16 protein-coding genes and 1 pseudogene are annotated in these 25092 nt (G+C 67.9%); 7 read left to right on the top strand and 10 right to left on the bottom strand.

What is annotated here, in order from left to right; translation table 11 throughout:
- Positions 1 to 73 precede the first annotated feature (73 nt).
- Positions 74 to 1648, bottom strand: a complete 1575-nt coding sequence (norR, locus tag ACFOJE_RS10570) for a nitric oxide reductase transcriptional regulator NorR (protein WP_377814303.1) — start codon at positions 1646 to 1648, stop codon at positions 74 to 76.
- A gap of 233 nt (positions 1649 to 1881) precedes the next feature.
- Here norR and hmpA (ACFOJE_RS10565) point away from each other — a divergent pair, with 233 nt between their 5' ends.
- The 3 genes from hmpA (ACFOJE_RS10565) to ACFOJE_RS10555 all read left to right on the top strand — a co-directional run bounded on the left by hmpA (ACFOJE_RS10565) (position 1882) and on the right by ACFOJE_RS10555 (position 5710).
- Complete coding sequence (gene hmpA, locus ACFOJE_RS10565; protein ID WP_377814302.1) at positions 1882 to 3063, top strand: NO-inducible flavohemoprotein; 1182 nt, start codon at positions 1882 to 1884, stop codon at positions 3061 to 3063.
- Positions 3064 to 3299: 236 nt separating this feature from the next.
- Positions 3300 to 4445, top strand: a complete 1146-nt coding sequence (locus tag ACFOJE_RS10560) for an HPP family protein (RefSeq protein WP_377814301.1) — start codon at positions 3300 to 3302, stop codon at positions 4443 to 4445.
- A 224-nt stretch (positions 4446 to 4669) separates the two neighbouring features.
- Positions 4670 to 5710 (top strand): glycosyltransferase family 2 protein, encoded by a 1041-nt coding sequence (locus tag ACFOJE_RS10555; RefSeq protein ID WP_377814300.1) that lies wholly within the window; start codon positions 4670 to 4672, stop codon positions 5708 to 5710.
- A 266-nt stretch (positions 5711 to 5976) separates the two neighbouring features.
- Here the strand turns inward: ACFOJE_RS10555 and rfbC are convergent, their stop codons facing one another.
- From rfbC to ACFOJE_RS10535, 4 genes are all read right to left on the bottom strand, one after another.
- Positions 5977 to 6528, bottom strand: coding sequence for a dTDP-4-dehydrorhamnose 3,5-epimerase (gene rfbC, locus ACFOJE_RS10550; protein ID WP_377814299.1), 552 nt, complete (start codon positions 6526 to 6528; stop codon positions 5977 to 5979).
- Between the two features lie 32 nt (positions 6529 to 6560).
- Positions 6561 to 7880 carry an NAD(P)H-dependent oxidoreductase gene (locus ACFOJE_RS10545; protein ID WP_377814298.1) on the bottom strand — a complete coding sequence of 440 codons (1320 nt, stop codon included), beginning with the start codon at positions 7878 to 7880 and terminating at the stop codon, positions 6561 to 6563.
- 32 nt (positions 7881 to 7912) lie between these two features.
- Positions 7913 to 8692: a glucose-1-phosphate cytidylyltransferase gene (gene rfbF / locus ACFOJE_RS10540; RefSeq protein WP_377814297.1), complete on the bottom strand. Its 780-nt coding sequence runs from the start codon at positions 8690 to 8692 to the stop codon at positions 7913 to 7915.
- 71 nt (positions 8693 to 8763) lie between these two features.
- Positions 8764 to 9807, bottom strand: a complete 1044-nt coding sequence (locus ACFOJE_RS10535) for an NAD-dependent epimerase/dehydratase family protein (RefSeq protein WP_377814296.1) — start codon at positions 9805 to 9807, stop codon at positions 8764 to 8766.
- A 366-nt stretch (positions 9808 to 10173) separates the two neighbouring features.
- On the opposite strand from ACFOJE_RS10535, the gene ACFOJE_RS10530 reads away from it, so the two are divergent.
- Together ACFOJE_RS10530 and hmpA (ACFOJE_RS10525) are read left to right on the top strand one after the other, a co-directional pair.
- Positions 10174 to 11628 (top strand): nitronate monooxygenase, encoded by a 1455-nt coding sequence (locus ACFOJE_RS10530; protein WP_377814295.1) that lies wholly within the window; start codon positions 10174 to 10176, stop codon positions 11626 to 11628.
- Positions 11629 to 11713: 85 nt separating this feature from the next.
- The gene (gene hmpA, locus ACFOJE_RS10525) at positions 11714 to 12931 is read left to right on the top strand and encodes an NO-inducible flavohemoprotein (RefSeq protein WP_377814294.1); all 1218 of its coding nucleotides are present in this window, start codon (positions 11714 to 11716) and stop codon (positions 12929 to 12931) included.
- A gap of 21 nt (positions 12932 to 12952) precedes the next feature.
- Here the strand turns inward: hmpA (ACFOJE_RS10525) and ACFOJE_RS10520 are convergent, their stop codons facing one another.
- Entirely contained in the window at positions 12953 to 13816 is an 864-nt protein-coding gene (locus ACFOJE_RS10520; protein ID WP_377814293.1) for a LysR family transcriptional regulator, read from the bottom strand.
- 276 nt (positions 13817 to 14092) lie between these two features.
- Between ACFOJE_RS10520 and ACFOJE_RS10515 the strand changes: the two genes are divergently transcribed.
- Together ACFOJE_RS10515 and ACFOJE_RS10510 are read left to right on the top strand one after the other, a co-directional pair.
- Positions 14093 to 15811 (top strand): type I secretion system permease/ATPase, encoded by a 1719-nt coding sequence (locus ACFOJE_RS10515; RefSeq protein WP_377814291.1) that lies wholly within the window; start codon positions 14093 to 14095, stop codon positions 15809 to 15811.
- Positions 15812 to 15814: 3 nt separating this feature from the next.
- Positions 15815 to 17155, top strand: coding sequence for an HlyD family type I secretion periplasmic adaptor subunit (locus ACFOJE_RS10510; protein WP_377814290.1), 1341 nt, complete (start codon positions 15815 to 15817; stop codon positions 17153 to 17155).
- Positions 17156 to 17449: 294 nt separating this feature from the next.
- Here the strand turns inward: ACFOJE_RS10510 and ACFOJE_RS10505 are convergent.
- The 4 genes and pseudogenes from ACFOJE_RS10505 to ACFOJE_RS10490 form a co-directional block, all read right to left on the bottom strand.
- Positions 17450 to 20506 (bottom strand): annotated as a pseudogene (locus tag ACFOJE_RS10505) (DUF4214 domain-containing protein); the annotation flags it as partial.
- A 274-nt stretch (positions 20507 to 20780) separates the two neighbouring features.
- The gene (locus ACFOJE_RS10500) at positions 20781 to 22067 is read right to left on the bottom strand and encodes a M10 family metallopeptidase (protein ID WP_377814289.1); all 1287 of its coding nucleotides are present in this window, start codon (positions 22065 to 22067) and stop codon (positions 20781 to 20783) included.
- Positions 22068 to 22208: 141 nt separating this feature from the next.
- Complete coding sequence (locus tag ACFOJE_RS10495) at positions 22209 to 23894, bottom strand: glycosyl hydrolase family 28-related protein (RefSeq protein ID WP_377814288.1); 1686 nt, start codon at positions 23892 to 23894, stop codon at positions 22209 to 22211.
- Between the two features lie 325 nt (positions 23895 to 24219).
- Positions 24220 to 25092, bottom strand: an 873-nt coding sequence (locus tag ACFOJE_RS10490) for a M10 family metallopeptidase C-terminal domain-containing protein (RefSeq protein WP_377814287.1), incomplete at its 5' end; no start/stop codon positions are given.

Genomic DNA, 25092 nt, shown 5'->3' with positions numbered 1-25092 from the left:
CCCGGGCGGGCGGTCGCCGGTGCGCTGCTTTAACTGACGCCGGGGCGGATCCGTCCGCCCCGGCGCTCTCCCCTCAGCGCAGTCCTAGGCGCCTGGCCAGCCGGTGCAGGTTGGCCCGGTCGAGGCCCAGCTCGCGGGCGGCGGCGGCCCAGTTCCGCCCCTGTCGCTCCAGGGCGGCGAGGATCTGCTGGCGCTGGAACTGCTCGACCGCCAGACGCAGGTCGCCGGTCGGTGGCGCCTCCCCCTCCCCGACCGGGCCCGCGACCGTCCCCGCCCGGGCCGCGTCCTGCCGGCCGGGTCTATCCTGATCTTCCAGGTCCAGCAGGGAGGCATCGATGCTGAGGATGCGCTGGCGCTCGCCGGCAGCCATGGCCTTGAGGGCGGCGCGCCCGATCAGGTGTTCCAGTTCGCGCACGTTGCCCGGCCAGTCGTAGGCCAGCAGCGCGGCCTGGGCCTCGGCGGTCAGGCGCAGGCTGCGCAGACCGAGCCGGGCGCGGTTCTCCTCGAGGAAGTAGCCGGCCAGCAGCAGCACGTCGCGGCCGCGTTCGCGCAGCGGCGGCACGTGCAGCGGGTAGACGCTGAGGCGGTGGTAGAGGTCGGCGCGGAAGCGCCCGGCGCGCACCTCCTCGGCCAGATTGCGGTTGGTGGCGGCGATCACCCGCACGTCCACCCGGTGCTCGCGGTCGGAGCCGAGCCGCTGCAGCTGGCCGCTCTGCAGCACCCGCAGCAGCTTGGCCTGCACCGCCAGCGGCAGCTCGCCCACTTCGTCGAGGAACAGGGTGCCGCCGTCGGCCAGCTCGAACTTGCCGCTGCGCTCGCCCAGCGCGCCGGAGAAGGCGCCGCGCACATGGCCGAACAGCTCGCTTTCCACCAGGGTCTCCGGCAATGCCGCGCAGTTCAGACTGATCAGCGGCTTGTGCGCGCGCAGCGAGGCGGCATGGATGGCCTGGGCCACCAGTTCCTTGCCGACTCCGGTCTCGCCGCTGATCAGCACGCTCAGGTCGCTGCCGCCGACCACCGCGATCTCCTCCAGGAGCACCCGCTGCGCCCGGCTCTGGCCGATCATCTCGCGGCTGGCCTGATGGCTGGCGGCCTGGCGATAGGCTTCCATCAGCTGCTCGTCCTGCTCGGCACGCCGGGTCAGCGCGCTGATCCGCTCGCCGACCCGCACGGTGGCGGCGGCCAGGCTGGCGAAGGCCTCCAGATCCTCCAGCGCGATGCCGTCGAAGCGCGCCGGATCGAGGGAATCCAGGGTCAGCAGGCCCCACGGGCGCTCGTCGATGTACAGCGGACAGCCGAGGCAGTCGTGCACCTCCAGCTGGCCGCGCTGGCCCTCGATCAGGCCGTCGTAGGGATCGGGCAGATCGCTGTCGGCGGCGAAGCGGGTCGCCCCGCGGCGAGCCAGCAATGCGGCGAAGCGCGGGTGCTCGTCGATGCGGAAGCGCCGGCCCAGGGTGTCCGCACCGAATCCGCGCACCGCCACGGGCACCAGCTTGTCGCCTTCCAGACACAGCAGGGCGATGGCGTCGCACGGCAGGAAGGCCTGCACGGCGTCGAGCAGACGCTTGTAGCGCTCCGCCTCCGGCAGGTCGCGGCTGAGGTCGTCCAGCAGGGGCAGGAGCAGGGTCAACAGGGTGTCGGGCTGCATGGCGTGGTTGTCCGATTGACTGCTTTGCTGTCAGTTCGACACGGAAAACTCGTTGTCGAAATAACACTATGCCACGCCAACCCCTTGATTTGCGCCTGTTCGAATAGCTGGCACGTTTCATGGATTACCGAAGAGAACCGCCTGCGGGTTTCCCGGGCGGGCAAAGTTTTCTCTTCGGCGTCGCCGGCACGCCCGGTCGCCATCCAGCCATGAATCGAACGACAGGAAATTCCATGCTTTCGGCAGAACAACGCGAAATCATCAAGGCCACCGTACCGCTGCTGGAGACCGGCGGCGAAGCCCTGACCACCCACTTCTACCGGGTCATGCTCGGCGAATACCCGCAGGTGCGCCCGCTGTTCAACCAGGCCCACCAGGCCAGCGGCGACCAGCCGCGGGCGCTGGCCAACAGCGTGCTGATGTACGCCCGGCACATCGACCGGCTGGAGGCCCTCGGCCCGCTGGTCGGCCAGATCGTCAACAAGCACGTCTCCCTGCAGATCCTGCCGGAGCACTACCCCATCGTCGGCGCCTGCCTGCTGCGCGCCATCCGCGAGGTGCTCGGCGCCGAGATCGCCACCGACGCGGTGCTGGAGGCCTGGGGCGCCGCCTACCAGCAACTGGCCGACATCCTGATCGGCGCCGAGGAGGCCGCCTACGCCGCCAACGAGGCCAAGCCCGGCGGCTGGCGCGGAGAGCGGGAATTCCGCGTGGTGCGCAAGATGCCCGAGAGCGAGGAAATCACCTCCTTCTACCTGGAGCCGGTGGACGGCGGCGCGGTGCCGGACTTCGTCCCGGGCCAGTACCTGGGCCTGCGCTTCGTCATCGACGGCGAGGAGATGCGCCGCAACTATTCGCTGTCCGCCGCGCCCAACGGCCGCGAACTGCGCATCAGCGTCAAGCGCGAAGCGGGCGGCCGAATCTCCAACTTCCTGCACGACCAGGTGCAGGTGGGCGACGTGCTGGAGGTCTTCCCGCCGGCCGGCGACTTCGTCCTCGCCGACAGCGACAAGCCGCTGGCCCTGATCACCGCCGGCGTCGGCATCACCCCGGCGCTGGCCATGCTCGAACGGGCGCTGGAAAGCGGCCGCGAGATCCGCTTCATCCACTTCGCCCGCAACGGCGGCGTGCACGCCTTCCGCCACTGGCTGGACGCCAAGGCCGCCGCGCATCCGCAGCTCAAGCGCTTCTACTGCTACAGCGAGCCGCGCGAAGGCGACCGCCCGGACGCCAAGGGCTTCACCAGCACCGCGCTGCTGGGCGACTGGCTGCCGGAGCAGCGCGACCTCGACGCCTACTTCCTCGGCCCGAAGCCGTTCATGGCCCAGGTGAAGAAGCAACTGCGCGAACTGGGCATCCCCGAAGCCCAGTGCCACTATGAGTTCTTCGGCCCCGCGGCCTCTCTGGAGGCCTGACCGCCTTACCGGCCAGGGAGGGCCGGGCGGTTCGACCGACGATTAAATTCAATTTTTTTGCATTAAATCGGCAAAATTATGCATTTGAGTCCGTCGATAACCATGGTCGACAATGGCTCGCTTTTTGGTCGAAAGCTATTCACGAAATAACACGCAGATGATGAGCGTGTGCTCCTGTTGTCCACGGATGGACTCTTTTGTCCTCCGCTCTCCGAGCCGCAGAGCGAACACTCCACATGTCCGATTCCAGTTTGACCGAATGGGTGAAGTCCTTCGCCCCCGTTCCGCTGGCCTCTTCGCCACGGGAACGGTTGCGCGCCGCACTCGGCGTCTGCATCGCCATCACGCTCACCCTCGGCACCAGCCTGTGGCTGTTCGGCCCGGATAACGCGCTGCGGGTCGCGCCGCCGCTCGGCGCCAGCTCCCTGCTGCTGTTCGCCGCCAGCAGCAGCCCGTTCGCCCAGCCCTGGCCGGTACTCGCCGGCAGCCTGCTGTGCAGCCTGCTCGGCGTCCTGCTCGGTCTGAGCGGCCTGGAGCCGCTACCCACCGCCGCGCTCGGCGCGGGTCTGGCGCTGCTCTGCATGTCCGCCCTGCGCTGCCTGCATCCGCCGAGCAGCGCCCTGACCCTGATCGTCGCCCTCTGCTGGCCCGCCCACCGGGACCAGCCGCTCGCCCTGCTCTACCCGATCGCCTGCCACTGCCTGCTGCTGGTGTGCATCGCGCTGATCTACAACAACCTGACCGGCCATCCCTACCCCAAGGCGAGGCCGCCCCGGGAGAATCCCCATGGCACCCGCGACCCACTGCCCGGCGAGCGCCTGAGTTTCACCAAGGCGGATATCGACGCGGCGCTGGCGGAGTTCGACGAATACCTCGACATCACCCGCGAGGATCTCGAACGCCTGCTCAAGCAGACGGAAAGGCACGCCTTCCGCCGCAGCCTGGGCGAAATCACCGCCGCCGACATCATGTCCCGCGACCTGCGCTGGGCGACGCCGGACACGCCCATCGAGCAGGCCTGGGAGACCCTGCGCGGGCATCGCCTGCGCAATCTGCCGGTGGTCGAGGGGACGAGCCGCCAGCTGCTCGGCATCGTCACGCCGCTCGACCTGCTCGGGCACTTCCGGCCCGGCAAGACCCGCTGGTGCTTCGAAGGCCTCCGCCTGCGGCGCGGCAACCAGCAGTTGCGCGCGATCATGAGCACGCCGGTGACGTCGGTGCCGGAAGGCACGCACCTCAGCGAGCTGGTACCGCTGCTCTCCGACCGCGGCCTGCATTGCCTGCCGGTGGTGGATGCGAACGGACGCCTGACCGGCATGATCGGCCAGAGCGACCTGATCGCGGCGCTGTACCGGATCTGGCTGCAGCATCCGGCCGGCTGAGAGGAGGACGACTCGGGCCCGCTTCGCCGGCTTACAGCGGCTCGCTCAAAGAGCGCTTGTGCCGGCGGGACCGCCCCTGATAGAGATAGAGCGTCGGCCGGACCGCCGAGCGGCGACGGAATTGCCTCGGCGAGTGACCCGGTCAGCCCTGTCGGCCAGCCTCGAACGCCGACGCTTTCCCATCGAGAACGATCGCTGCCACCGGTTCGCCAAGGAAGGTTTCCGTGCCTCACATCGTCGCCGTCATCCTCACCTACAACCGCAAGGACCTGCTCGAACGCTGCCTGGACGCCGTGCAGGCGCAGACGCACCGCTGCGACAGCGTGATCGTCGTCGACAACGCCAGCTCCGACGGCACCCAGCAGATGCTGCGGGAAGCCGGGAGCCGCTACCCCAACCTGAGGGTCTACCAGCTGTCCCGCAACATCGGGGCTTCGGGCGGCTTCAGCGCCGGCTTTCGCCTGGCCTATCAGGACGGCGCCGACTTCGTCTGGATGATGGACGACGACGTCATCCCCCGCCCCGATGCCCTGCAGCGTCTGCTGGAAGCCGACGAGCGGCTGGAGCGCCAGGGCATCGAGCGGGCCTTCCTGCTCTCCACCGCCTTCACCGAGAGCGGGCAGATCACCAATTCGCCGAGCCTGGACGTGCGTCCGAACGCCATCCGCTATCCCCGCTGGCCGGAGACGATCGAGCTGGGCATGGCGCCGATCAGGCGCGCCACCTTCGTCTCGATTCTGGTGCCCCGGGCGATCCTGACTGAATTCGGCCTGCCCATCGCCGCGATGTTCATCTGGGGCGAGGACACCGAGTTCACCCTGCGCGTCACCCGGGACAAGCCCGGTTTCCTGGTCGGGGCGAGCAAGGTGCTGCATCTGCGCCAGGAGAACGGTCCGATCGACATCCTCACCGAGACCAGCGCGGCCCGTCTGAAATACCTCCGCCACCTGATCCGCAACAACGTGTTCATCGCGCGCAAGTACCAGCAGGGCCGGGAAATTCTCTCCCTGTTCTACGGGATCTTCTCCCTGCTGGGAAAGCTCCTGCGCGGCGGCCAGCTACGCAAGGCCCGGGTGCTGCTGCACGGACTCGCGGAAAGCCTGTGGTTCTTTCCCGACAGCGAGGCTGCCGATGCGCCCATCGAGGCCCTGGGCGTCGCGGTCCGCGCCCCCGAGCCGACCGGGCCGCTGGCGGGCCATGGGGATAGCCCTGCCGCGGCGCCCTTCCCGCACGACCTCTCCGCGCCCCCGCCCGCACGCAGCTGAACCCTGCCGGTGCCGGCGAAAGGTGCGCGGGCCGGCATCGGCGACGGGACGAGAAACTCCCCGGCAAGGGGGTGAAAGGCCTTGTGCGAAGTCCCGGGCATCGCTCGGCATCCCACACGCGATGCGTGCGGCGGCCTCAGCAGCGGACGTCGAGGATCGATCGGAGCAGAAACGGAGAGGATGGGCAGACTAATGCCGGGCCATGGGCGGGCGAGTCCCGACCGGGCCCGGCGGCGTCCGGTCGGGAAACGGGGAACGTTGGCGTCTCAGTAGAACAGCGGCGTCTTGCGCTCGGCGATCAGCGGCCAGGAAGCATCCTTGTCGGACACCACGGTGACCGGAACCGGCCAGTCGATGCCCAGGCGTTCGTCGTTGTAGCGCAGTCCGCGCTCGGCCTCGGGGGTGTAGGGCGACGACACCAGGTAGCTCACCTCCACGTCGTCGGTCAGCGTCTGGAACGAGTGGGCGAAGCCCTCCGGCACGTAGAGCTGGAGCCGATTACCCTCGGTGAGTTCGAAGATCTGGTGCTGTAGGTAGGTGGGCGAGGATTCCCGGATGTCGACGATGACGTCGACGATGGCGCCCTTGATGCAGCGCACCAGCTTGACCTCGGCATGGGGCAGCAGCTGGAAGTGCATGCCGCGCAGGGTGCCGCGCTGGGCCGAAAAGGAGGTGTTCTGCTGGACGAATTCGCTGACCAGGCCCTGATGGGCGAACTCCTCCCAGCACATGGTGCGGGCGAAGAAGCCACGCTGGTCGCCGCGCAGTTCGGGTTCGACCAACCAGGCGTCTTTCAACTTGGTTTTATGGAAAATCATCGCTCACTCCCTGTGAATGAAATGCCCGCGCCTCATGCGCGGTCTTGCGCAAACATGCGCTCCTGCTCGGCGTACAGCCGGTCGATCAGGCGACCGTCCGGAATGCTGACGTCGTCGAAGGTCAATGCCGCATCCTTCGCCACCGGCCGGCTCAGCCTGCAACCGAGGGCCAGGCCGATCGGCAGCAGCCGCTCCCGGCGTACCACGTCCATGTTCTCGGCGACGCCATAGACCTCGTAGCCGCCGAAATCGCCGATCGTCTCGCCGACCGCGAGGGCCTTCTTGGCCATGGCGATCACCCCCACCTGCGGGCCGCCGCGCGGGGTCAGCACCGGGTCCCCGAACAGCACGGCCCGGGCGACCGAGGTGGGCACCTCGAAATGGCACAGGTGGTACGGGGTGTAGAAGCAGTAATAGGGCCCCTTGCCCAGCTTGTAAAGCTCCAGGTAATGCTTCTGCCGCGGGTTGTCGAGGGTGCCGAGGACGAACACGCCCGGCCCCGGCCGAGCGCCGACCACGTAATCCACCAGCCCCGGCCCCGCCGGGTCCAGGTGCGGCTCGAAGGCCGACACCGTCTGCTCGATGGGCACCAGCGGCGCGCCGGGATCGCCGCCGGAGAAATCCGGACCGAGCATGCCGCGGCGGGCCACGCGCATGCCGGTGCCGTTGGCGACGATGGCCTGCTCGAAGGAGATCTTGGTGCCGTCGGCGAAGGAGGCGACCATGGCAGACTTCTGCCCCCAGCGCCTGGCGAAGCTCTCCTGGGTGGTCGGGTTGCGGTAGGGATCGTGCAGGCCCTTGATGTTGCCGCAGAGCACCGGCTTCACGCCGATGCCGGCGACGAAGCGGTAGAGGTTCATCTGCACGCCCGGCTGGTCGCCGTCGGCGAAGCTGTAGACGACCCCGGCGGCGTCGGCCCTGGCCTTGAGGATCGGGCCGACGGTGCCGTCCAGCTCGGCGTTCATCTGCACCACGTGCTTGCCGCTTTCCAGCGCCGCCAGTACGGCATGGGCGGCGTATTCCACCGAGCCGGTCACCTCGATGATCGCGTCCAGCCCCTCGGCGCGGGCCAGGGCGATGGCGTCCTCGGTGACCGCCGGCCGGCCGGCGGCGATGGCGGCTTCCAGTTCGGCCTGGCTGTCGCAGCGCTCCGGTGCGACGCCCGTCTGGTCGAAGACGCCGATGGCGGCGCCCAGGTTGCGGTTGGCGACGGCGCACAGGCGCATCCCCGGGGTGGCGGTCATGATCTGCAGGCCGATGCCGCTGCCCTGGAATCCCGCGCCTATCATGCCCACGCGAATGGGGTTGCCCTCGGCCTGACGCCTGGCGAGGGCGGTGTCGACGATGATCATGGGGTTTCTCCGACTGGGAAAGAGATCGACGCTCAGTCCTTCCAGACCTTCCAGGGGGCTCGGCCTTCGGCCCAGGTCGCCTCCAGTACCATGCGGTCCCGCAGAGAATCCATGCTCTGCCAGTAGCCCTGGTGGTGGAAATAGCCCAGCTTGCCCAGCTCGACCATCCGGTCCATGGGCTCGTTCTCCCAGGTGGTCTGGTCGCCGTCGATCAGCTCGAAGACCTCCGGCTCGCAGACGAAGAAGCCGCCGTTGATCAGGCCGCCGTCGGTGGCGCCCTTCTCGCGGAAACCGTGCACACGCGCCGAGTCCTCGTCCAGGCGCAATGCGCCGTAGCGGCCGGGCTGGGTCACCGCGGTGAGGGTGCACCAGTTCTTGGAGGCCTGGTGCGCGGCGACCAGCGCGCCGATGTCCACGTCGCTCACGCCGTCGCCGTAGGTCAGGCAGAACGGCCCGTCGGACAGCAGGTGCTTGGCCCGCTTCAGGCGTCCGCCGGTCATGCTGTCGGGGCCGGTGTCGAGGACGGTGACCTTCCAGTCCTCACCGACGCTCTGCAGCCAGTCGACGGCGCCGGTCTTCAGGTCGATGGTGTAGTCGGTGCGGCTGCCGCGGTAGTTGAGGAAGTAGTCGCGGATGAAGTCGACCTTGTAGCCGCCCAGGATGACGAATTCCTTGAAGCCGTGATGGGCATAGATCCTCATGATGTGCCAGAGGATCGGCCGGCCGCCGACTTCCACCATCGGCTTGGGACGGATCGCCGTTTCCTCGCTCAGCCGGGTCCCGAAGCCGCCCGCAAAGATTGCCACCTTCATGATCCACCTCGTGTCGTTTCCAGGAATGGACGCCGGGACCGAGACCGGCCCCGGGGCTGGTTCCGGTCGCCTCAGCGGGTCCAGCGGAGGTCTTCGCTCAGGCGCCCTGCGGCAATGTGGTCCTGCAGGACATGCAGGCGCATGAGCGGCGAGGTCCGGAACTGCGGGTCGGCGAAGCCCATGCGCTGGAGGCCGTCGAGCAGCCCGCGGATCGACTGGGCGAGGCTCATCTGCGGCTGATGGTGCGGCGCCAGCCGGGCGAACAGGCCGAAATCCACCTGATAGGAGCGGCTGTCCACCGGCGCCTCGGTGTTGATGCTGACGAGGGTGCCCGGCACCGCCTCGGCCACCGCGGCGGCCAGGTCGCGCACCTGGTGGTTGCGCTCGTTGGAGCCGGCGTTGACGCGCAGGATGCGCCCGCCGTTGTCGGCCGGGCGCTGGATCGCCCAGTCGATCGCCCGGGCCATGTCGGCCACGTCGATCAGCGGGCGCCACGGCGAGCCGTCGCTGAGCACGGTGATCTTGCGCTGGCTGAGGGCGCAGGCGACGAAGTCGTTGAGCACCAGGTCCAGGCGCAGGCGGTCGGACATGCCGCAGGCGGTGGCGAAGCGCAGGCTGGTGATGACCATGTCGCCGCCGATGTCGGCCAGGGCGTCCTCGGTGCCGATCTTCGACTTGGCGTAGTCGGTCAGCGGCGCCACCGGATCGGTCTCGCGCCGCGGCGCACCCTGGGCGATGCCGTAGACGCTGCAGCTGGAGGCGAAGACGAAGTTGCGCACGCCGGCCCGCGCCGCCGCCTCGGCGATGGCCACGGTGGCGTTCTGGTTGATCTGCGCGGTGACGGCGGCGAAGCGGCTGCCCATCGGGTCGTTGGAGACGGCGGCCAGCTCGACCACCGCGTCGTATCCCTCGAGCATCTGCGGCGAAAGGCAACGGACGTCGCCGAAGAACTGCCGATCGAGCAGGCGCTCCGGAAGGGATTGGCTGCCGGTCAGGCAATGGGCGAAATAGGCGTTGTCGAAGCCGTGGAGAACGGCTGAAGGATGGCGCGCGGCCAGTTCGCGAACGACGGCCGGGCCGACGTAACCCATGTTTCCGATGATGAGTATTTTCATGATCTTCCCTGATTTTTAAGCCTTTCCATGCGCGAGGCGCTTGGCTCGATCCCCTGCGGGCAGCTCTTCTTTTCTGCCAATCGACACCGAGCGTCAAGCCAGGCATGGGGAAGACCGACGAATGGGTACTAGCTATATGCCCGCCATCGATCGGCTGGATGTCGCCGGAACGGCGAGGCGCCCCTAAGGTCGACAAGAGCTGACCGCACGAGATAATGAGTGGACTTAAATTCAATAATTCTGCACTTAACGAGCATCCAGATTGATTAGTCCCCTCGATCGCTCCTCGCCTACCATTTCCCGGTCCGCCTATGGGCGTGCCAGGCTCGGGCCATGGCCGCTCGGGCATCCACAGGAGAACCACCGATGACCGAGTCCGCCTTCCACACCCCGCTGATCGATCTCCTCGGCTGCGACCTGCCGATCCTCTGTGCCGGCATGGGCGGCGTCGCCCGCCATCGCCTGGCGGCCGCGGTGAGCAACGCCGGCGGCTTCGGCTGTCTGGGCATGGTCCGCGAGCCGGTCGAGCGCATCCGCACCGAGGTCGAGGCCTATCGCCGCCTGAGCGCCCGCCCGTTCGCGGTGAACCTGATCCCCGCGGCCACCGATCCGCAGCTGCTGGAAGACCAGGTGCGCACCTGCCTGGAACTCGGGGTGCCGGCCATGACGCTGTTCTGGGACATCGACGCGGCGCTGATCCGCCGCCTCAAGGCCGAGGGCCTGCTGGTCCTGCAGCAGATCGGCAGCCGCGAGCAGGCCGAGGCGGCGCTGGAAGCCGGCGTGGACGTGCTGATCGCCCAGGGCTTCGAGGCCGGCGGGCATGTCTGGGGCCAGACCGCCAGCTTCGCCCTGCTGCCGGAGATCGTCGCCCTCGGCCCGGTGCCGGTGGTGGCCTGCGGCGGCATCGCCAGCGGCGAGGCCCTGATCGCGGCGCTGGCCCTGGGCGCCCAGGGCGTCTGCTGCGGTTCGGCGTTCCTCGCCACCCACGAAGCCAACGCCCACGACTACCACAAGCAGCGCCTGATCGAGTCCGGAGCCGACGACACCGTGATCAGCGAACGCTTCTTCCGCAACTGGCCGATGACGGCGCCGGTACGGGTGCTGCCCAACGCGGTGACCCGCGGCGAGTACGACAACCTCTACGCCACCCGCCATACGCCGGTGATCGGCGAGCAGGACGGCGGCCCCATCTACCTGTTCTCCAGCGATTCGCCCCTCGCCGACGCCCAGGGCCAACTGGCCGACATGCCGATCTACGCCGGCCAGTCCTGCGGCCAGATCGGCGAGCTGTGCGGCGCCGCCGAACGGGTCGGACAGCTCATGGAGCAGGCCCGCCGCACCCTGTCCCGCCTGCAGGGAGCCGCGGCCCCGGCGCAGCCGGCGCCCACCGCCCGGGCTCCGGAATACCCGGAGCTGGCCGACGCGCTGAACGAGCTGCTGAGCGCCGAGCGGGCCGGCGCCCGGGTCGCCGCCTTCAGCCTCAAACAGGCCGGCGAGGAGCGCCAGCGCCGCCTGCTCGAAGAGATCCACCGGGGCGAGGCCGACAGCTGTCGCCGCCTGCGCCGCTGCCTGCTGCACCTGGGCGCGGAGCCGACGCGGGCGTTCGGCGCCTTCTACGAGAAGTGCATGGCCATCGCCGACCTGGACGAGCGCCTGGCCCTCGTCGACCGCGGCCAGCGCTGGGTGATCCGCAAGCTCGGCGAGCTGCTGCCGCGGATCGACGACCCGCTGGTGCGCCGGGAGCTGGAGGCGATGCTGGAAACCCACGAGGTCAACAGCGGGCTGGCGAAGGCGGATGCGTCACGGCCTGGCGCGGATTGACAGCCTTCCAAGGCGAACTAGCTTTCTTCGACGGGGAATATTCCGAGCCCAGGGACCGGCGCCGTTCGCAGATCGGGTACGCGCCATGCTGAGCCAGAAAACCAAAGACACCATCAAGGCCACGGTGCCGGTGCTCGCCGAGCACGGCACCACGATCATCCGGCGCTTCTACGAGCGCCTGTTCCAGTTCCACCCGGAACTGAAGAACGTCTTCAACATGGCTCACCAGCAGCAGGGCCAACAGCAGGAGGCACTGGCCCGCGCGGTCTATGCCTACGCCGTCAACATCGAGGACCCGCAAAGCCTGAGCGCCGTGCTGGAGAACATCGCCAACAAGCATGCCAGCCTCGGCGTACGTCCCGAGCACTACCCCATCGTCGGCGAACATCTGTTGGGGGCGATCAAGGACGTGCTCGGCGAGGCCGCCAGCGACGAGGTGATTTCCGCCTGGGCGCAGGCCTATGGCAACCTCGCCGACCTGCTGATGGGCATGGAGAGCGATCTCTACGAGAGCAGCGCCACGATGCCCGGCGGCTGGCGCGGCTGGCGCGAATTCGTGGTACGGGAGAAGAACCCGGAAAGCAGCCTCATCACCTCCTTCGTCCTGGAGCCGGTCGACGGCGGCCCGGTGGCGAACTTCGAGCCCGGCCAGTACATCAGCGTCGCCGTGCAGGTGCCGGCGCTCGGCCTGCAGCAGATCCGCCAGTACAGCCTGTCGGACGCGCCCAACGGACGCAGCTACCGCATCTCGGTCAAGCGCGAGACGGGCAGCGAGACCCAGCCGCCCGGCTACGTGTCCAACCTGTTGCACGACCATATCCAGGTCGGCGACAGCCTCAGGTTGGCCCCGCCCCACGGCAACTTCTACATCGACGTCGACGCCACCACGCCGGTGGTGCTGATCAGCGGCGGCGTCGGCCTGACGCCCATGGTCAGCATGCTCAAGCGCGTGCTGCAGTCTCCCGAGGAGCGCCAGGTGGTGTTCGTCCACGGCGCGCGCAACAGTGCGGTGCAGGCCATGAAGAGTCGCCTGCGCCGTGCCGCAGAGGAGCATCCCAACTTCAAGCTGGTGGTGTTCTACAACGAGCCGCTGGAGCAGGATGCGCAGGGCCGGGACTACGACTATCCGGGCCTCGTGGATGTGAAGCTGATCGCCGACTCCATCCTGCTGCCCGACGCCGACTACTACATCTGCGGGCCGATTCCCTTCATGCGCATGCAGCACGACGCCTTGATGAACCTGGGCGTTCACGAGCCGCGAATCCACTACGAGGTGTTCGGTCCGGACCTGTTCGACGAGTAGGGAGTAGGCGTCGGCCGGTTCCTAGCTCTCGTAGCGCCAGGGCTGCGACCAGTCGGTCTGCGTCTGCGCCACCTGGCGCAGGATGTCGATGGCCTGCTGCAGGGCCGGCGATTCCTTGGTCCGGGAATAGACCAGATAGACCGGGTAGGTGAACTCCGGCGCCTTGTCTACCCGGCGCAGCAGCCCCTCGTCCAGATGACGCTGCACCACCCGCCTGCGGAAATAGCCGCGGCCGCCGTTCTGCAGCAGGTACTGCAGCGCCAGCGGACCGAGGCTGAAGTACAGCGCCGCCCGGGAATGCTCCGGCAGCGCCGCGTCGTGCTGCTGGCGGAAGGTCGGGCCCCAGTCCACGTAGATGTAGGGGTCGGGATTGGCCTTCGCCTCGACCTGGATCAGCTTCTCCTCCAGGAGCAGCTCCACCTGCATGCCCGGCCAGTACTCCGGCTGGTAGACCAGCGCGGCGTCGAGCACGCCCAGGTCGAGCTGCTTCTGCAGCAGGCTGCCGGGCCCCACCTCGCTGCGCACCGCATGGGAGGGGATTTCCTGGCGCAGGTGCTGCACCCAGGCCAGCAGCAGCGGGCTGGAGAGGCTGACCTCGGCGCCGAGGGTGAGCAGGTCGCCGAAGCCCTCCGGCAGCGGCAGGTCGCGCCGCGCCGCCTCCCAGGTCTGCACCAGCTGGCTGGCGTAGGCGACGAAGTGCTCGCCGTCGCTGGTCAGGCGGGCGCCGGCCCGGTTGCGCACGAACAGCCGGCAGTTCAGCTGCCCTTCCAGGTTCTGGATACGCGCCGTGACGGCGGTCTGGGTGAGGTGCAGACGTTCGGCAGTAGCGATGAAGCTGCCGCTGCGGACGATCTCGAGAAAGGTTCGGGCGAGATCGATGTCCATGGGGATGCCTTAGGTAGCTGAAATATCGTTGAAACCGCATTGTAATCAATCTGCAGCATTCGACGGCAGGACTCATCCTTTGGCATAGCGCTATTAGTTCCACGTGGAACATGTGACGCTCGTCCGCCGTCAGTCGGACCAGGGAACCAACCGCCCGGTTATCGCTCAAACTTCTTCACCAGCGGAGCGCTCTCGTCTATCCGGCAGGCCTCCGCTGATCACATGGGAGCGTGGTTTCGGCAGTCCCCAGCAGCATCTGGCCAGACAGGGAATTCTATGAAGCCAGTTCTCGATCCTAAGCGCGAAATCGACTCCGCCATCCTCGCCTACCGGCGCTTCTTCGGCTACATCGCCCTGTTCAGCGCGGTCAGCAACCTGCTGATGCTGGTGCCGCCGCTGTACATGATGCAGGTCTACGACCGCGTGCTGACCAGCCGCAACCAGATGACCCTGCTGATGCTCACCCTGATCGCCCTGGGCTTCTACATGCTCGGCGGCGTGCTGGAATGGGTGCGCGGCCAGGTGATGATCCGCATGAGCAACGGCCTCGACGCCCGCCTCGGCCACCGCCTGTTCGACGCCGCGTTCAGCCGCGGCCTGAAGCAGCGCGACGCCAACCCGGCGCAAGTGCTCAACGACCTCGCCACCCTGCGCCAGTTCGTCACCGGCCAGGGACTGCTCGCCCTGCTCGATGCGCCCTGGCTGCCGCTGTTCATCGGCATCAGCTTCCTCTTCCATCCCTGGTTCGGCCTGCTCGCCCTGGGCGGCGCTGCGACACTGTTCGGCCTGGGCGTGTGGAACGAGATCGCCACCCGCGCCGGGATGGCCGAGGCCAACCAGATGAGTCTGGCCTCGGCCCGCTACCTGAACGGCACCCTGCAGAACGCCGAGGTGATCCGCGCCCTCGGCATGCTGCCGGCCCTGCGCCAGCGCTGGAGCGCCCTGCAGCAGCGGATGATCGCCGCCCAGGCCGCGGCCAGTGACAGCGGCGGGCGGATCAACGCCATGACCCGTTTCGTCCGCGTCGCCCTGCAGTCGCTGTCCCTGGGGCTCGGCGCCCTGCTGGTGCTGGATAACCAGATCTCCGCCGGCCTGATGATCGCCACCTCGATCCTGCTCGGCCGCTCCCTGGCGCCCGTGGAGCTGGCGATCGGCTCCTGGAAACAGCTGGGCAACGCGCGCAGCAGCTACGAGCGCCTGACCACCCTGCTCAAGGACTTCCCGCCGGAACCGCCGCGGATGGACCTGCCGGAGCCCAAGGGCCGGCTCAGCGTCGAACAGCTCGCCGTGCTGCCGCCGGGGGCGCCGAAAACCGTGCTCAACGGCATCCACTTCAACCTGGAACCCGGAGAGGCGCTGGCCATCATCGGCCCCAGCGCCTCGGGCAAATCCTCCCTGGCGCGGGCGCTGGTCGGCATCTGGCCGGCGATGCGCGGCTCGGTGCGCCTGGACGGCGCCGAGCTGGACCAGTGGAGCAGCGAGGCGCTCGGCCCGCACCTGGGCTATCTGCCGCAGAACATCGAGCTGTTCGACGGCACCATCGCCGAGAACATCGCCCGCTTCGGCGAAGCCGATCCGCTGAAGGTGGTGGAAGCGGCGCAGATGGCCGGCATCCACGAGATGGTCCTGCGCTTCCCGCAGGGCTACGACAGCCCAGTCGGTCCCGGCGGGGTCAACCTCTCCGGCGGCCAGAAGCAACGCGTCGGCCTGGCCCGGGCGCTGTACGGCCAGCCCAGGCTGGTAGTGCTCGACGAGCCCAACGCACACCTCGACGACGCCGGCGAAGCCGCCCTGCTGCAGGCAGTGCAGCGCCTCAAGGCCGCCGGCTCGACCGTCATCCTGATCAGCCACCGGCAGAGCGTGCTGCCGGTGGTGGATTACCTGCTGGTGCTGCGCGACGGCCTGCAGCAGGTCTTCGGCCCCACCGGCGAAGTGCTCAAGGCCCTGCGCCCGGTGGCCATGGCCGACCATCGTGCCACCGGCTCGGGGAGCTGAACCATGGACAAAACACTGCCGATCGCCTATCCGACCAGCCCCTCGCGCCACGCCGACGGCGACCCCGGCGCCATCGCCCGCCTGGGGCTACTGGCGCTGATCATTGCCCTCGGCGGCTTCCTGCTCTGGGCCAGCCTCGCCCCGCTCGAACAGGGCCTGGTAGGCCGGGGCTCGGTGGTGGTCGCGGGCGAACGCAAGATCGTCCAGTCGCCCCAGGCCGGGGTGATCGACTCGATCCTGGTGCGCGACGGCGACTACGTCCAGGAAGGCCAGCTGCTGATCCAGCTGAACACCGTGCAGGCCCAGTCGCAGCTGGACGTGACCCTAGGTCGCTTCATCAACGCGCGCAGCACCGAGGCCCGCCTGACTGCCGAGCGTCTGGGCGTGGAGCAGATCGACTGGCCGGCGGACCTGCTCGAATACGCCGGAGACCCGCGCGCCAAGGTGGCCATGGCACTGCAGGAAAACCTCTTCCGCACCCGCCGCAGCGAGCTGGCCAGCCGTCAGCAGATCACCCGCCACGAGCTGGCCGGACAGGAGGAACAACTGGCCGGCTACCGCACCATCAGGAACAGCCAGGAGCGCCAGCTGAGCCTGCAGCTGGAGGAGCTCGAAGGCCTGCGCACCCTGGCCGCGGAAGGCTACGTGACCCGCGACCGCCAGTACGAGGCCGAACGCCAGTACTCGCAGCTCTCCGCCGGGCTGGCCACCACCCTGGCGGACATCGGTCGCATCAGCCAGCAGATCAACGAGAGCCGGCTGAAGATCCTGCAGCAGGAGCAGGCCTTCCGCAGCGAGGTGGAGACCCAGCTGGGCGAGGTCTCCGCCGAGGCCTCGGGGCACGCCGACCAGTTGCGCGCCCTGCGCTTCGAACTGGAGAACGCCTCGATCCGCGCCCCGGTTTCCGGCCAGGTGATGGCCCTGGCAGTGCACACCATCGGCGCCGTGGCCCCGGCCGGCGAGCGCCTGCTGGACATAGTCCCGCAGGATGCCGCCTGGCAGGTCAAGGCGCAGTTCCCGCCGCTGGTGGTCGACCGCCTGGCGGTCGGCCTGCCGGTCGACCTGCGCCTGTCCTCGCTGCAGCGGGTGCACACCCCGGTCATGCTCGGCTCGGTGGCGACCGTCTCCGCCGACCAGTTGATCGACGAACAGTCCCACCAGCCCTACTTCTCGGTCGGCGTCGACGTCGACCCGGAATCCGTGGCCAAGCTGACCGATGTCGGCCTGGCGATCAAACCCGGCATGCAGGTCGAAGTGATCGTCAGGACCGGCGAACGGACGCTGATGAACTATCTGTTGAAGCCCCTCTCGGAGCGCATGATCACCGCCTTCAAGGAAGAATGACGGCTCCGGGTGAGACAGGCACCTCGAGGGCGGGCCGATGGACCGCTGCGCGGGCGCCTGGGACGGACGGGTCGATGATGGTCGTGCTTGCTCTGCCGGCCGCATCGGCCATAACCGGTGAAGCGGAGCGCCTTCATCCTGGGAAAAATGAGCCGGACGAGCGCCGGCATCTGGCGGGAAAATGAAGCCGCTGCCGAATGGCAGCGGCTCACTTCGGTCAACGCATCAGCTCACCCATTGCTGGTATTCGATGCCGTCCTTCACGACGCCGATCAGATCCAGTTTCATCTCCTCGGACTCCGCGAAGCCGACCAGTACCTGCGCCTCGCTCATCGCGCCGGAATCGATCTGCTGGGTCCAGAACGCAAGCCCTTCCTGATCGGGAGCCCGATCCAGGACGTTCTGGTACAGCGCCGTGACGAACGAGTCCGTGCTCGGATCCGCGCCATAGAGCTGCTGGAACTCGGCACTCTTGACGAACCCGTCCGCGACGGACTGCAGCGAAGCACCCTGGTCGAGCCTGTCGATCCAGAAGCCGAGCCCGGTCTGATCCGGGGCCCGGTCGAACGCCGCCTCGTACAACCGATAGGCCTGACCGGCGTGACCGTCGATATCGAGGGCGACTGCCTCGTCCTGGAAAACCAGGCGTTCGGTATCGGTGTAGGCGGTCTTCCCGCCGTCGGCCGTCGATTGCAGATAGGCCAGCTCGTCGTCCCCGCTCAGGACGTAATCGGCGTGCTTGCCGGCGATCTCCACGTGATCGATGGCATCCGTGCCCCGGGTCAGCTCGCCGTACTGGCTCTGGATGCTCTCGATCGCCGCAAGCGCACTGGTGCTGTCGGTGACGCTCTGAATGATCCCGTGCAGATCGATGCCCGGGGCCTTCGTTCCCGAGACGTTCTCCTGGGCAGCGAACTCGGCCACGGCGATACGCGCCGCCAGATAATCGCTGTCGCCGGCGCTTTGCAGCGCGGCACCGAGGAAGGTCGAGAGAAAATCGCCCTTGGAGATGCTGCCGCTCTGCAGCGCGTCGAGCCAGAAGGTATAGCCCCCCGCGTCGGGCGCGCGCCCCAGGGAGTTCTGGTAGGCGTAGGTCACGAAGTCCGCGATGGGCAGATCGCTGCCGCTCTCTCCGTTGGCTTTGCCGATGTCGTACATGGCCCGGCCTACGCCCAGATAGGCCGCCACCGGGTCCTGCCCCTGCCCGAGCTGGCCGGCCAGTTGGCCGGCCCAGTACTTCAACCCCTCGTATTCCGGAGCGCGGTTGAAGGCGCCTATGTACATGGCCACCAGGAAGTTCTGCTGGAGCGCACTGACACCGGGGAACGAGAGGGAGGCTTCCGGAAGACTGATCGGCTGCTCCGGCCCGTACTGGGTGAAGATGATGTCGGAGGCGGAAAGCTGTCCCAGCAGATTGCCCTCGAAGGCGATCTCGAAACGGTTGCCCGAGGCGTCGGCATCGCGGTCCTTGAGGTAGGTCTTGGTCCCCTCGGCGTTCAGCACGATCTCCAGGGTGCCATTGTTCCCGGAGCCCAGGCCGGTGTAGCCCAGCGCCGAGAGATCGATGCGATCCACCCCCGGGGTGAAGTCGGTGACGGTGTCCGCACCGTTCGCGCCGGTGACGTAGTTGCGCGAGCTGTCCAGCTTGTCGCTGAAGCGGAAGAGGTCCGCGCCGCCGCCGCCGGTGAGGGTGTCGCGACCGCCGGCGCCATCCAGCGTATCGTTGGCGTCGCCGCCGATCAGCTTGTCGCTGCCGTCGGTTCCGATCAGGGTCTGCGGCCCCGCGGGCGGCTGGGCGAAGATGATGTCGGAGGCGGAAAGATGCCCCAGCAGATTGCCCTGAAAGGCGATCTCGAAGCGGTTGCCCGAAGCGTCGGCATCGCGGTCCTTGAGGTAGGTCTTGGTCCCCTCGGCGTTCAGCACGATTTCCAGGGTACCGTTGTTTCCGGAGCCCAGGCCGGTGTAGCCCAGCGCCGAGACGTCGATGCGATCCACTCCCGGGGTGAAGTCGGTGATGGTGTCCGAGCCGTTCGCGCCGGTGACGTAGTTGCGGGCGCTGTCCAGCTTGTCGCTGAAGCGGAAGGTATCGGCCCCGCCGCCGCCGGTCAGGGTGTCCGCACCGGCGCCCCCGTCGATCGTGTTGGCGATGTCCCCGCCGACCAGCACGTCGCTACCCGTTCCCCCCACGATGAGCGACGGGTCGCCGCTGGCCGGGGCATCCGAGAGCACCGAATGGCTGCCGTTGAGCACCACCGGCGTTCCCACCACGCCGCTGATCTGGTTGCCGTAGAGGCTGCTGTAATCGGTGCCGTCGTTGCGCTCTTGGATGCCGTAGGTGGAGTTGGCCGAGCCGCTGATGACGTTGCCCTCGATCCAGGTGTCCACGGTCGCGTAGAAGTTGCCGGAAACCCCGAGGGTATCGTCGTAGGACTGCAGGGCGACTTCCGGGTAGCCGCCACTCTGCGCGTTGTCGTGGATCTGGTTGTTGAGGATCTGCGTGCCCTCGCCGCCGTAGACGCGCACGCCGGAGGTGCCGTTGCCGTAGATCTCGGCGTTCTGCACCGTGACGTTGTCGCTCAGCTTGATCAGCACCCCCTCCAGCCCGTTGTCGTAGTAGGAGCCGCCGTCGATGAGGACGTTGTTGGGATGGGGGATGTCGGAGGAGCCGCGTTGCACCACGATGCCGTTGCCGGCGTTGTTGTAGGCCACGTTGTTGCGCAGCACGAAGTCGTAGGTGCTGGTGACCACGTTGAAGCCGTGGCGGTCGTTGTTGTAGGCGACGTTGTTCTCGAAGAGACCGTCGATCTGGTAGTCGGCCACGAAGCCGTCCAGGCCGTTGTCGTGGGCGACGCTGTCGCGGATGGTCAGGTTGATGGTCTGCTCGTGCGGATCGAAGCCGTAGCCGGACATCTCGCGGATTTCCACCCGCTCAAGAGTGACGTCGCGGTCGGCGCCGTCCTGCCCGGGGATGTAGCCGTTGAACCAGCCGTCGACCTTGACCCCGGCCGGAATGTTGTCGCGGTTGCCGTCCAGGGTCAGGTCGCTCATGCCGAAGTTGGAGGTTTCCTCGCCGTAGGCCGAGCGGACGATGCCGGTGACCTTCTGGTCCCAGCCGTCCACCAGCTTGATGACGGTCTCGCCCATCCCGGCGCCTTGCAGGTAGACGTTGTCCTTGAGCATCAGGCAGCCGTCGGAAGCCTCCGCCCCGCCGCTGACCCGATATTCGCCCGGCGGCAGGTAGACGGTGCCGCCGCCCGCGGCACTGGCCGCATCGATCGCCGCCTGGATGGCTTCCCGATCATCGGTGACGCCATCGCCCTTTGCTCCGTAATCCTTAGCGTTAAAGTCCATTTCTCACGTCCATTTGCAGAAAGCGCAGCCCTTGGGGGCGCTGCAGGGGCTCCGCCGAACTCCCACAGGCACTCCCTGCCCTTCCCACAGGAAGGGCACCCAAACGAGACGGCGGAAATTCACAGCGTGGGACTGGCGGGCCGTGCATTAGTTCGCCAGCCATACGGGGGATGAGCAGGGATTTTTTCAGCACGGGAGCACCACCTGCCGGAGCGGTCGGCAGGGGGCGGGCGACGGTGACGGCCGGGGCCTCGCGGCGCCCGGCGCTTGCCCTTCAGGCGAGCATGTCGGCAGGCTGATCGGCCACGCCCAGCAGGCCGAGCTCCACGCCGGGGGCCTCGGCGGCCACGGCGCTGGGCGCCGGGGCGAAGATGAAGTCGTCCGCGGCGAGCTGCTGGTGGTCGCCCTGCAGCGCCACCTCGAAACGGTTGCCCGAGGCGTCGCCGGCGAGATCCCGCAGATAGGTCTGGCTGCCGTCGCCGCTCGGCACCACGCTCAGGGTGTGGTCGTAGCCCGAGCCCAGTCCGGTGAAGCCGAGGGCGGAAACGTCGATGCGATCGTCCGAGGTGAAGTCCTGGATGGTATCGACATGGTTCTGATTGCTGCCCGCGTTGCGGAAGCTGTCTTGGTACTGGCTGAAGCGGAAGATGTCGGCACCGCCGCCGCCGCTCAGGATGTCGCTGCCGCCGCCGCCGTCGAGCAGGTTGCCCAGCCCGTTGCCGATCAGCTGGTCGTCGAAGGGGCTGCCGGTGGCGTTCTCGATCGCCGTGCCGTAGGCGATGCTGAAGGCATACTCGCCGTCGTCCAGATTGCGGGAAAAATGCCCCTCGCCGAGATCGATCAGCTGCGGCCGTCGCGAATCGGCGACCAGGGTGTCGGTGCCGCCGCTGTCGTACAGGGTGAAACGCCCCGCCGGGCCGGAGTCGCCGATCGCCAGCCGGTAGCTGTCGTCGCCCGCGCCGGCCGGCGCCGCGCCATAGAGCTGCTGCAATGCCGCCACGTCGTAGAGCATGGGCGTCACGGCGTAGTGGGTACCGTAGTCCTGGTAGGACATCAGGGTATAGGCCGTGTTGCCGACCGCCTCGGGGTCGCTGAAATGGTTGTCCACCAGCTTGCCGTCGGCGCCGTTGTAGTCGCCCGGGTGCTCCAGGCCGAGGATGTGGCCGGTCTCGTGGAGGATGGTCTGGTACTGCCAGCTGCCGGGCGACCAGTCGCTCTGCTCGCGGTCGAAGTAGATGTCGCCGAGCGTCGGGTAGCTGTAGGCCCCCACGCCGTCCGGCATCTCGGTCCTGCCGTAGCTGAGATCGCCGTTCTCGGCGACCTCGACGAAATGCACGTTGATGTAGGCGCCGATGGTATCCAGGGCCTGACGCACGGCAGCGCGCTGGTCCTCGGACAGCGCCTGGAAGCCGGATTGCGCCTGCTCGGGACCGCTCTCGGCGGCGCTCATGAAGTTGTAGCTGATCAGCCAGCGCCCGTCGCCGTCCTTGCTCTCGTGAATGGGACCCCAGTCGGCCAGCAGGGCCGAGATGTAATTGGGATCCTTCTGATTCGGTACCATCGGCTATCCCCCTTGCCTCGTCCACGGGGCATTTCCCTGGAATATCCCTTCATGCCCCGATGGATTAACTCTTAGCTCGCCGGTCCGGGCAGGGAAAACCGCCCCGACGACCGGAGCGGTCGCCGGAGGCGGGCCCGGCCCTCAGGCGAGGGTATCGGGCGGCTGGTCGGATACGCCGAGCATCTGCGCCGGCACGGCGGTCGCGTCGCCGCCCGGGTCCGTTGCCGCGGCCGCTGCCACGCCGGAGTCCGCCGGCGAGGGCCCGGCGAAGATGAAGTCGTCGGCCGAAAGCTGGCCGACATGGTCGCCCTGCAGGGCGATCTCGAAGCGGTGGCCGGCATCGTCGGCGTCGCGATCCTTGATATAGGTGCGGCTGCCGTCGGCGTTCAGCACCAGGGCCAGGGTGCCGTCGTGGCCATCGCCGAGACCGGTGTAGCCGAGCGCGGAAACGTCGATACGGTCGCCCTTGGCGAAGTCGAGGATCAGGTCGGTGCTGTTCTCCCCTCCCCGTTCGTAGCTGCGGAAGCTGTCCTGCCGGTCGTCGAAGCGGAAGATGTCGTCGCCGCCACCGCCGCTCAGGGTGTCGCGGCCGGCGCCGCCATGCAGGGTGTCGTCGGCGCTGCCGCCGACCAGATGGTCGTTGCCGTCGGTTCCCATGACCACCTGCGGCTCGTCCGTTCCGCCCGTACCGGTCGAGTCGCTGGTGGAGTTCTCGCCGACCAGCTTCACCGGATCGTTCGCCACCCCGCTGATGCTGTTGCCGCTCACCGTGGTGGCGTCGGTGTAGGAGCCCCGCTCCTCGATGCCGAAGGTCGAGTTGGCCGAACCGGCGATGGTGTTGCCCTCGATCAGGGTGTCGCTGGTCTGGTAGACCTGGCCGGACACGCCCCGGCTGTCGTCGAAGGCCTCCAGGGCGATCTCGGGAAAGGAGCCGTCCTGGGCGTTGTCGTGAATCTGGTTGTCGAGGATCTGCGTCCCTTCGCCGCCGAAGACGCGCACCCCGGTGCGGCCGTTGTCGTACACCTCGGCGTTCTGCAGGGTGACGTGGTCGCTCATCTTCACCAGCACGCCTTCCAGGCCGTTGTCGTGGTAGGAACCGCCGTCGATGAGGATGCCGTCGGGCGAGGGCAGGTTCTCCGAACCGCGCTGCACCACTACGCCGTTGCCGCCGTTGTCGTAGGCCACGTTGTCGCGCAGGACGAAGTCGTGGGTGCTGGTGACCACGTTGAAGCCGTGGCGGTCGTTGTTGTAGGCGACGTTGTTCTCGAAGAGGCCGTCGATCTGGTAGTCGGCGACGAAGCCATCCAGGCCGTTGTCGTGGGCGACGCTGTCGCGGATGGTCAGGTTGACGGTCTGCTCGTGGGGGTCGAAGCCGTAGCCGGACATCTCTCGGATTTCCACCCGCTCCAGGGTGACGTTGCTGTCGGCGCCGTCCTTCCCGGGCGCCACGCCGTTGAACCAGCCGTCGACCTTGACCCCCTCGGGGATGTTGTCGCGGTTGCCGTCCAGGGTCAGGTCGCTCATGCCGAAGTTGGAGGTTTCCTCGCCGTAGGCCGAGCGGACGACGCCGGTGACCTTCTGGTCCCAGCCGTCCACCAGCTTGATGACGGTCTCGCCCATCCCGGCGCCCTGCAGGTAGACGTTGTCCTTGAGCATCAGGCAGCCGTCGGAAGCCTCCTCGACGCCGCTGACCCGATATTCGCCCGTCGGCAGGTAGACGGTGCCGCCGCCGGCTTCGTACGCGGCGTCGATCGCCGCCTGGATGGCCTCCCGGTCGTCGGTGACGCCATCGCCCTTTGCTCCGTAATCTGAGACGTTGAAGACCATGTTCCGCATCCGTTTGAGTGTGCGCCCCGCATCGGGGCCGCAGGAAAATGCTCGATGAGGCGCAAAGGCCGCGACTGCGCTTGCGGGCCACCGACGACCGCTGGCGCGCCACCAGCTCGCCGTTTTCGCCTCGGCTCCAGGGTGAACGGTACAGACGAGATGCCGACCGGCTGTGCGAAAGGCCTCTGCAGGAGGAAGACAGGCCTCGGGAGCGAGACGGCATGAACTGCATGACGGCTCCGATCGCGCGGTCGCTCCGCGGCGCGATCAGAGCGCAAGGGCTAGTGACTGGTTGCCATGGCCTTCCCTGCCCTGGCGCCCCGACTCAGGAAACGGCCTCGTGCTGCAACTGGCCGATGTCGCCCAGCATCTCCACCGGCACCGTGGCCACCTCGCCGCCGCCTTCCGCCGGCGCCGCGGCGGCCGGCTCGTGGGCGGACTGGGCGAAGATGAAGTCGGACGGCGTCAGCTGGGTCAGGTGGTTGCCTTCCAACGCGACCTGGAAGCGGTTGCCCGACTCGTCGGCCACCAAGTCCTTGATGTAGGTCTTGCTGCCGTCGGCGCTCAGCGAGGCGGTCAGGGTATGGCCGTCGTTGCCCGCGCCCAGGCCGGTGTAGCCCAGGGCCGAGACGTCGATGCGGTCGGTGCCGGGGGTGAAGTCGGTGATCGTGTCGATGCTGCTCACCCCGGTCGAGGCGTTGCGGTAGCTGTCCAGCTTGTCGTTGAAGCGGAACACGTCGCTGCCGCCGTTGCCGGTCATGGTGTCGCGGCCGCCGGCTCCGGTCAGGGTGTCGTTGTCCGCCGTGCCGACCAGGTGGTCGTTGAACAGGCTGCCCTGGGTCATCGGCACCGACGGGGTGCTCGGCGCGCTCGATTCCTCCTCCGCCGCCACCGGCACCGCCGGCTCGTGGGCGGACTGGGCGAAGATGAAGTCGGACGGCGTCAGCTGGGTCAGGTGGTTGCCCTCCAGCGCGACCTGGAAGCGGTTGCCCGACTCGTCGGCCACCAGATCCTTGATGTAGGTCTTGCTGCCGTCGGCACTCAGCGAAGCGGTCAGGGTATGGCCGTCGTTGCCCGCGCCCAGGCCGGTGTAGCCCAGGGCCGAGACGTCGATGCGGTCGGTGCCGGGGGTGAAGTCGGTGATCGTGTCGATGCTGCTCACCCCGGTCGAGGCGTTGCGGTAGCTGTCCAGCTTGTC

It is taken from the genome of Azotobacter bryophylli (genome assembly GCF_042643485.1).
Classification (GTDB): domain Bacteria; phylum Pseudomonadota; class Gammaproteobacteria; order Pseudomonadales; family Pseudomonadaceae; genus Azotobacter; species Azotobacter bryophylli.
This window is presented reverse-complemented; position numbering and strand designations above follow the sequence as displayed.

Coding starts and splice junctions, on each gene's coding strand:
- norR (WP_377814303.1), bottom strand. CDS start 1,648: ATGCAGCCCGACACCCTGTTGACCCTGCTCCTGCCCCTGCTGGACGAC.
- hmpA (WP_377814302.1), top strand. CDS start 1,882: ATGCTTTCGGCAGAACAACGCGAAATCATCAAGGCCACCGTACCGCTG.
- ACFOJE_RS10560 (WP_377814301.1), top strand. CDS start 3,300: ATGTCCGATTCCAGTTTGACCGAATGGGTGAAGTCCTTCGCCCCCGTT.
- rfbC (WP_377814299.1), bottom strand. CDS start 6,528: ATGATTTTCCATAAAACCAAGTTGAAAGACGCCTGGTTGGTCGAACCC.
- ACFOJE_RS10545 (WP_377814298.1), bottom strand. CDS start 7,880: ATGATCATCGTCGACACCGCCCTCGCCAGGCGTCAGGCCGAGGGCAAC.
- rfbF (WP_377814297.1), bottom strand. CDS start 8,692: ATGAAGGTGGCAATCTTTGCGGGCGGCTTCGGGACCCGGCTGAGCGAG.
- ACFOJE_RS10535 (WP_377814296.1), bottom strand. CDS start 9,807: ATGAAAATACTCATCATCGGAAACATGGGTTACGTCGGCCCGGCCGTC.
- ACFOJE_RS10530 (WP_377814295.1), top strand. CDS start 10,174: ATGACCGAGTCCGCCTTCCACACCCCGCTGATCGATCTCCTCGGCTGC.
- hmpA (WP_377814294.1), top strand. CDS start 11,714: ATGCTGAGCCAGAAAACCAAAGACACCATCAAGGCCACGGTGCCGGTG.
- ACFOJE_RS10520 (WP_377814293.1), bottom strand. CDS start 13,816: ATGGACATCGATCTCGCCCGAACCTTTCTCGAGATCGTCCGCAGCGGC.
- ACFOJE_RS10515 (WP_377814291.1), top strand. CDS start 14,093: ATGAAGCCAGTTCTCGATCCTAAGCGCGAAATCGACTCCGCCATCCTC.
- ACFOJE_RS10510 (WP_377814290.1), top strand. CDS start 15,815: ATGGACAAAACACTGCCGATCGCCTATCCGACCAGCCCCTCGCGCCAC.
- ACFOJE_RS10500 (WP_377814289.1), bottom strand. CDS start 22,067: ATGGTACCGAATCAGAAGGATCCCAATTACATCTCGGCCCTGCTGGCC.
- ACFOJE_RS10495 (WP_377814288.1), bottom strand. CDS start 23,894: ATGGTCTTCAACGTCTCAGATTACGGAGCAAAGGGCGATGGCGTCACC.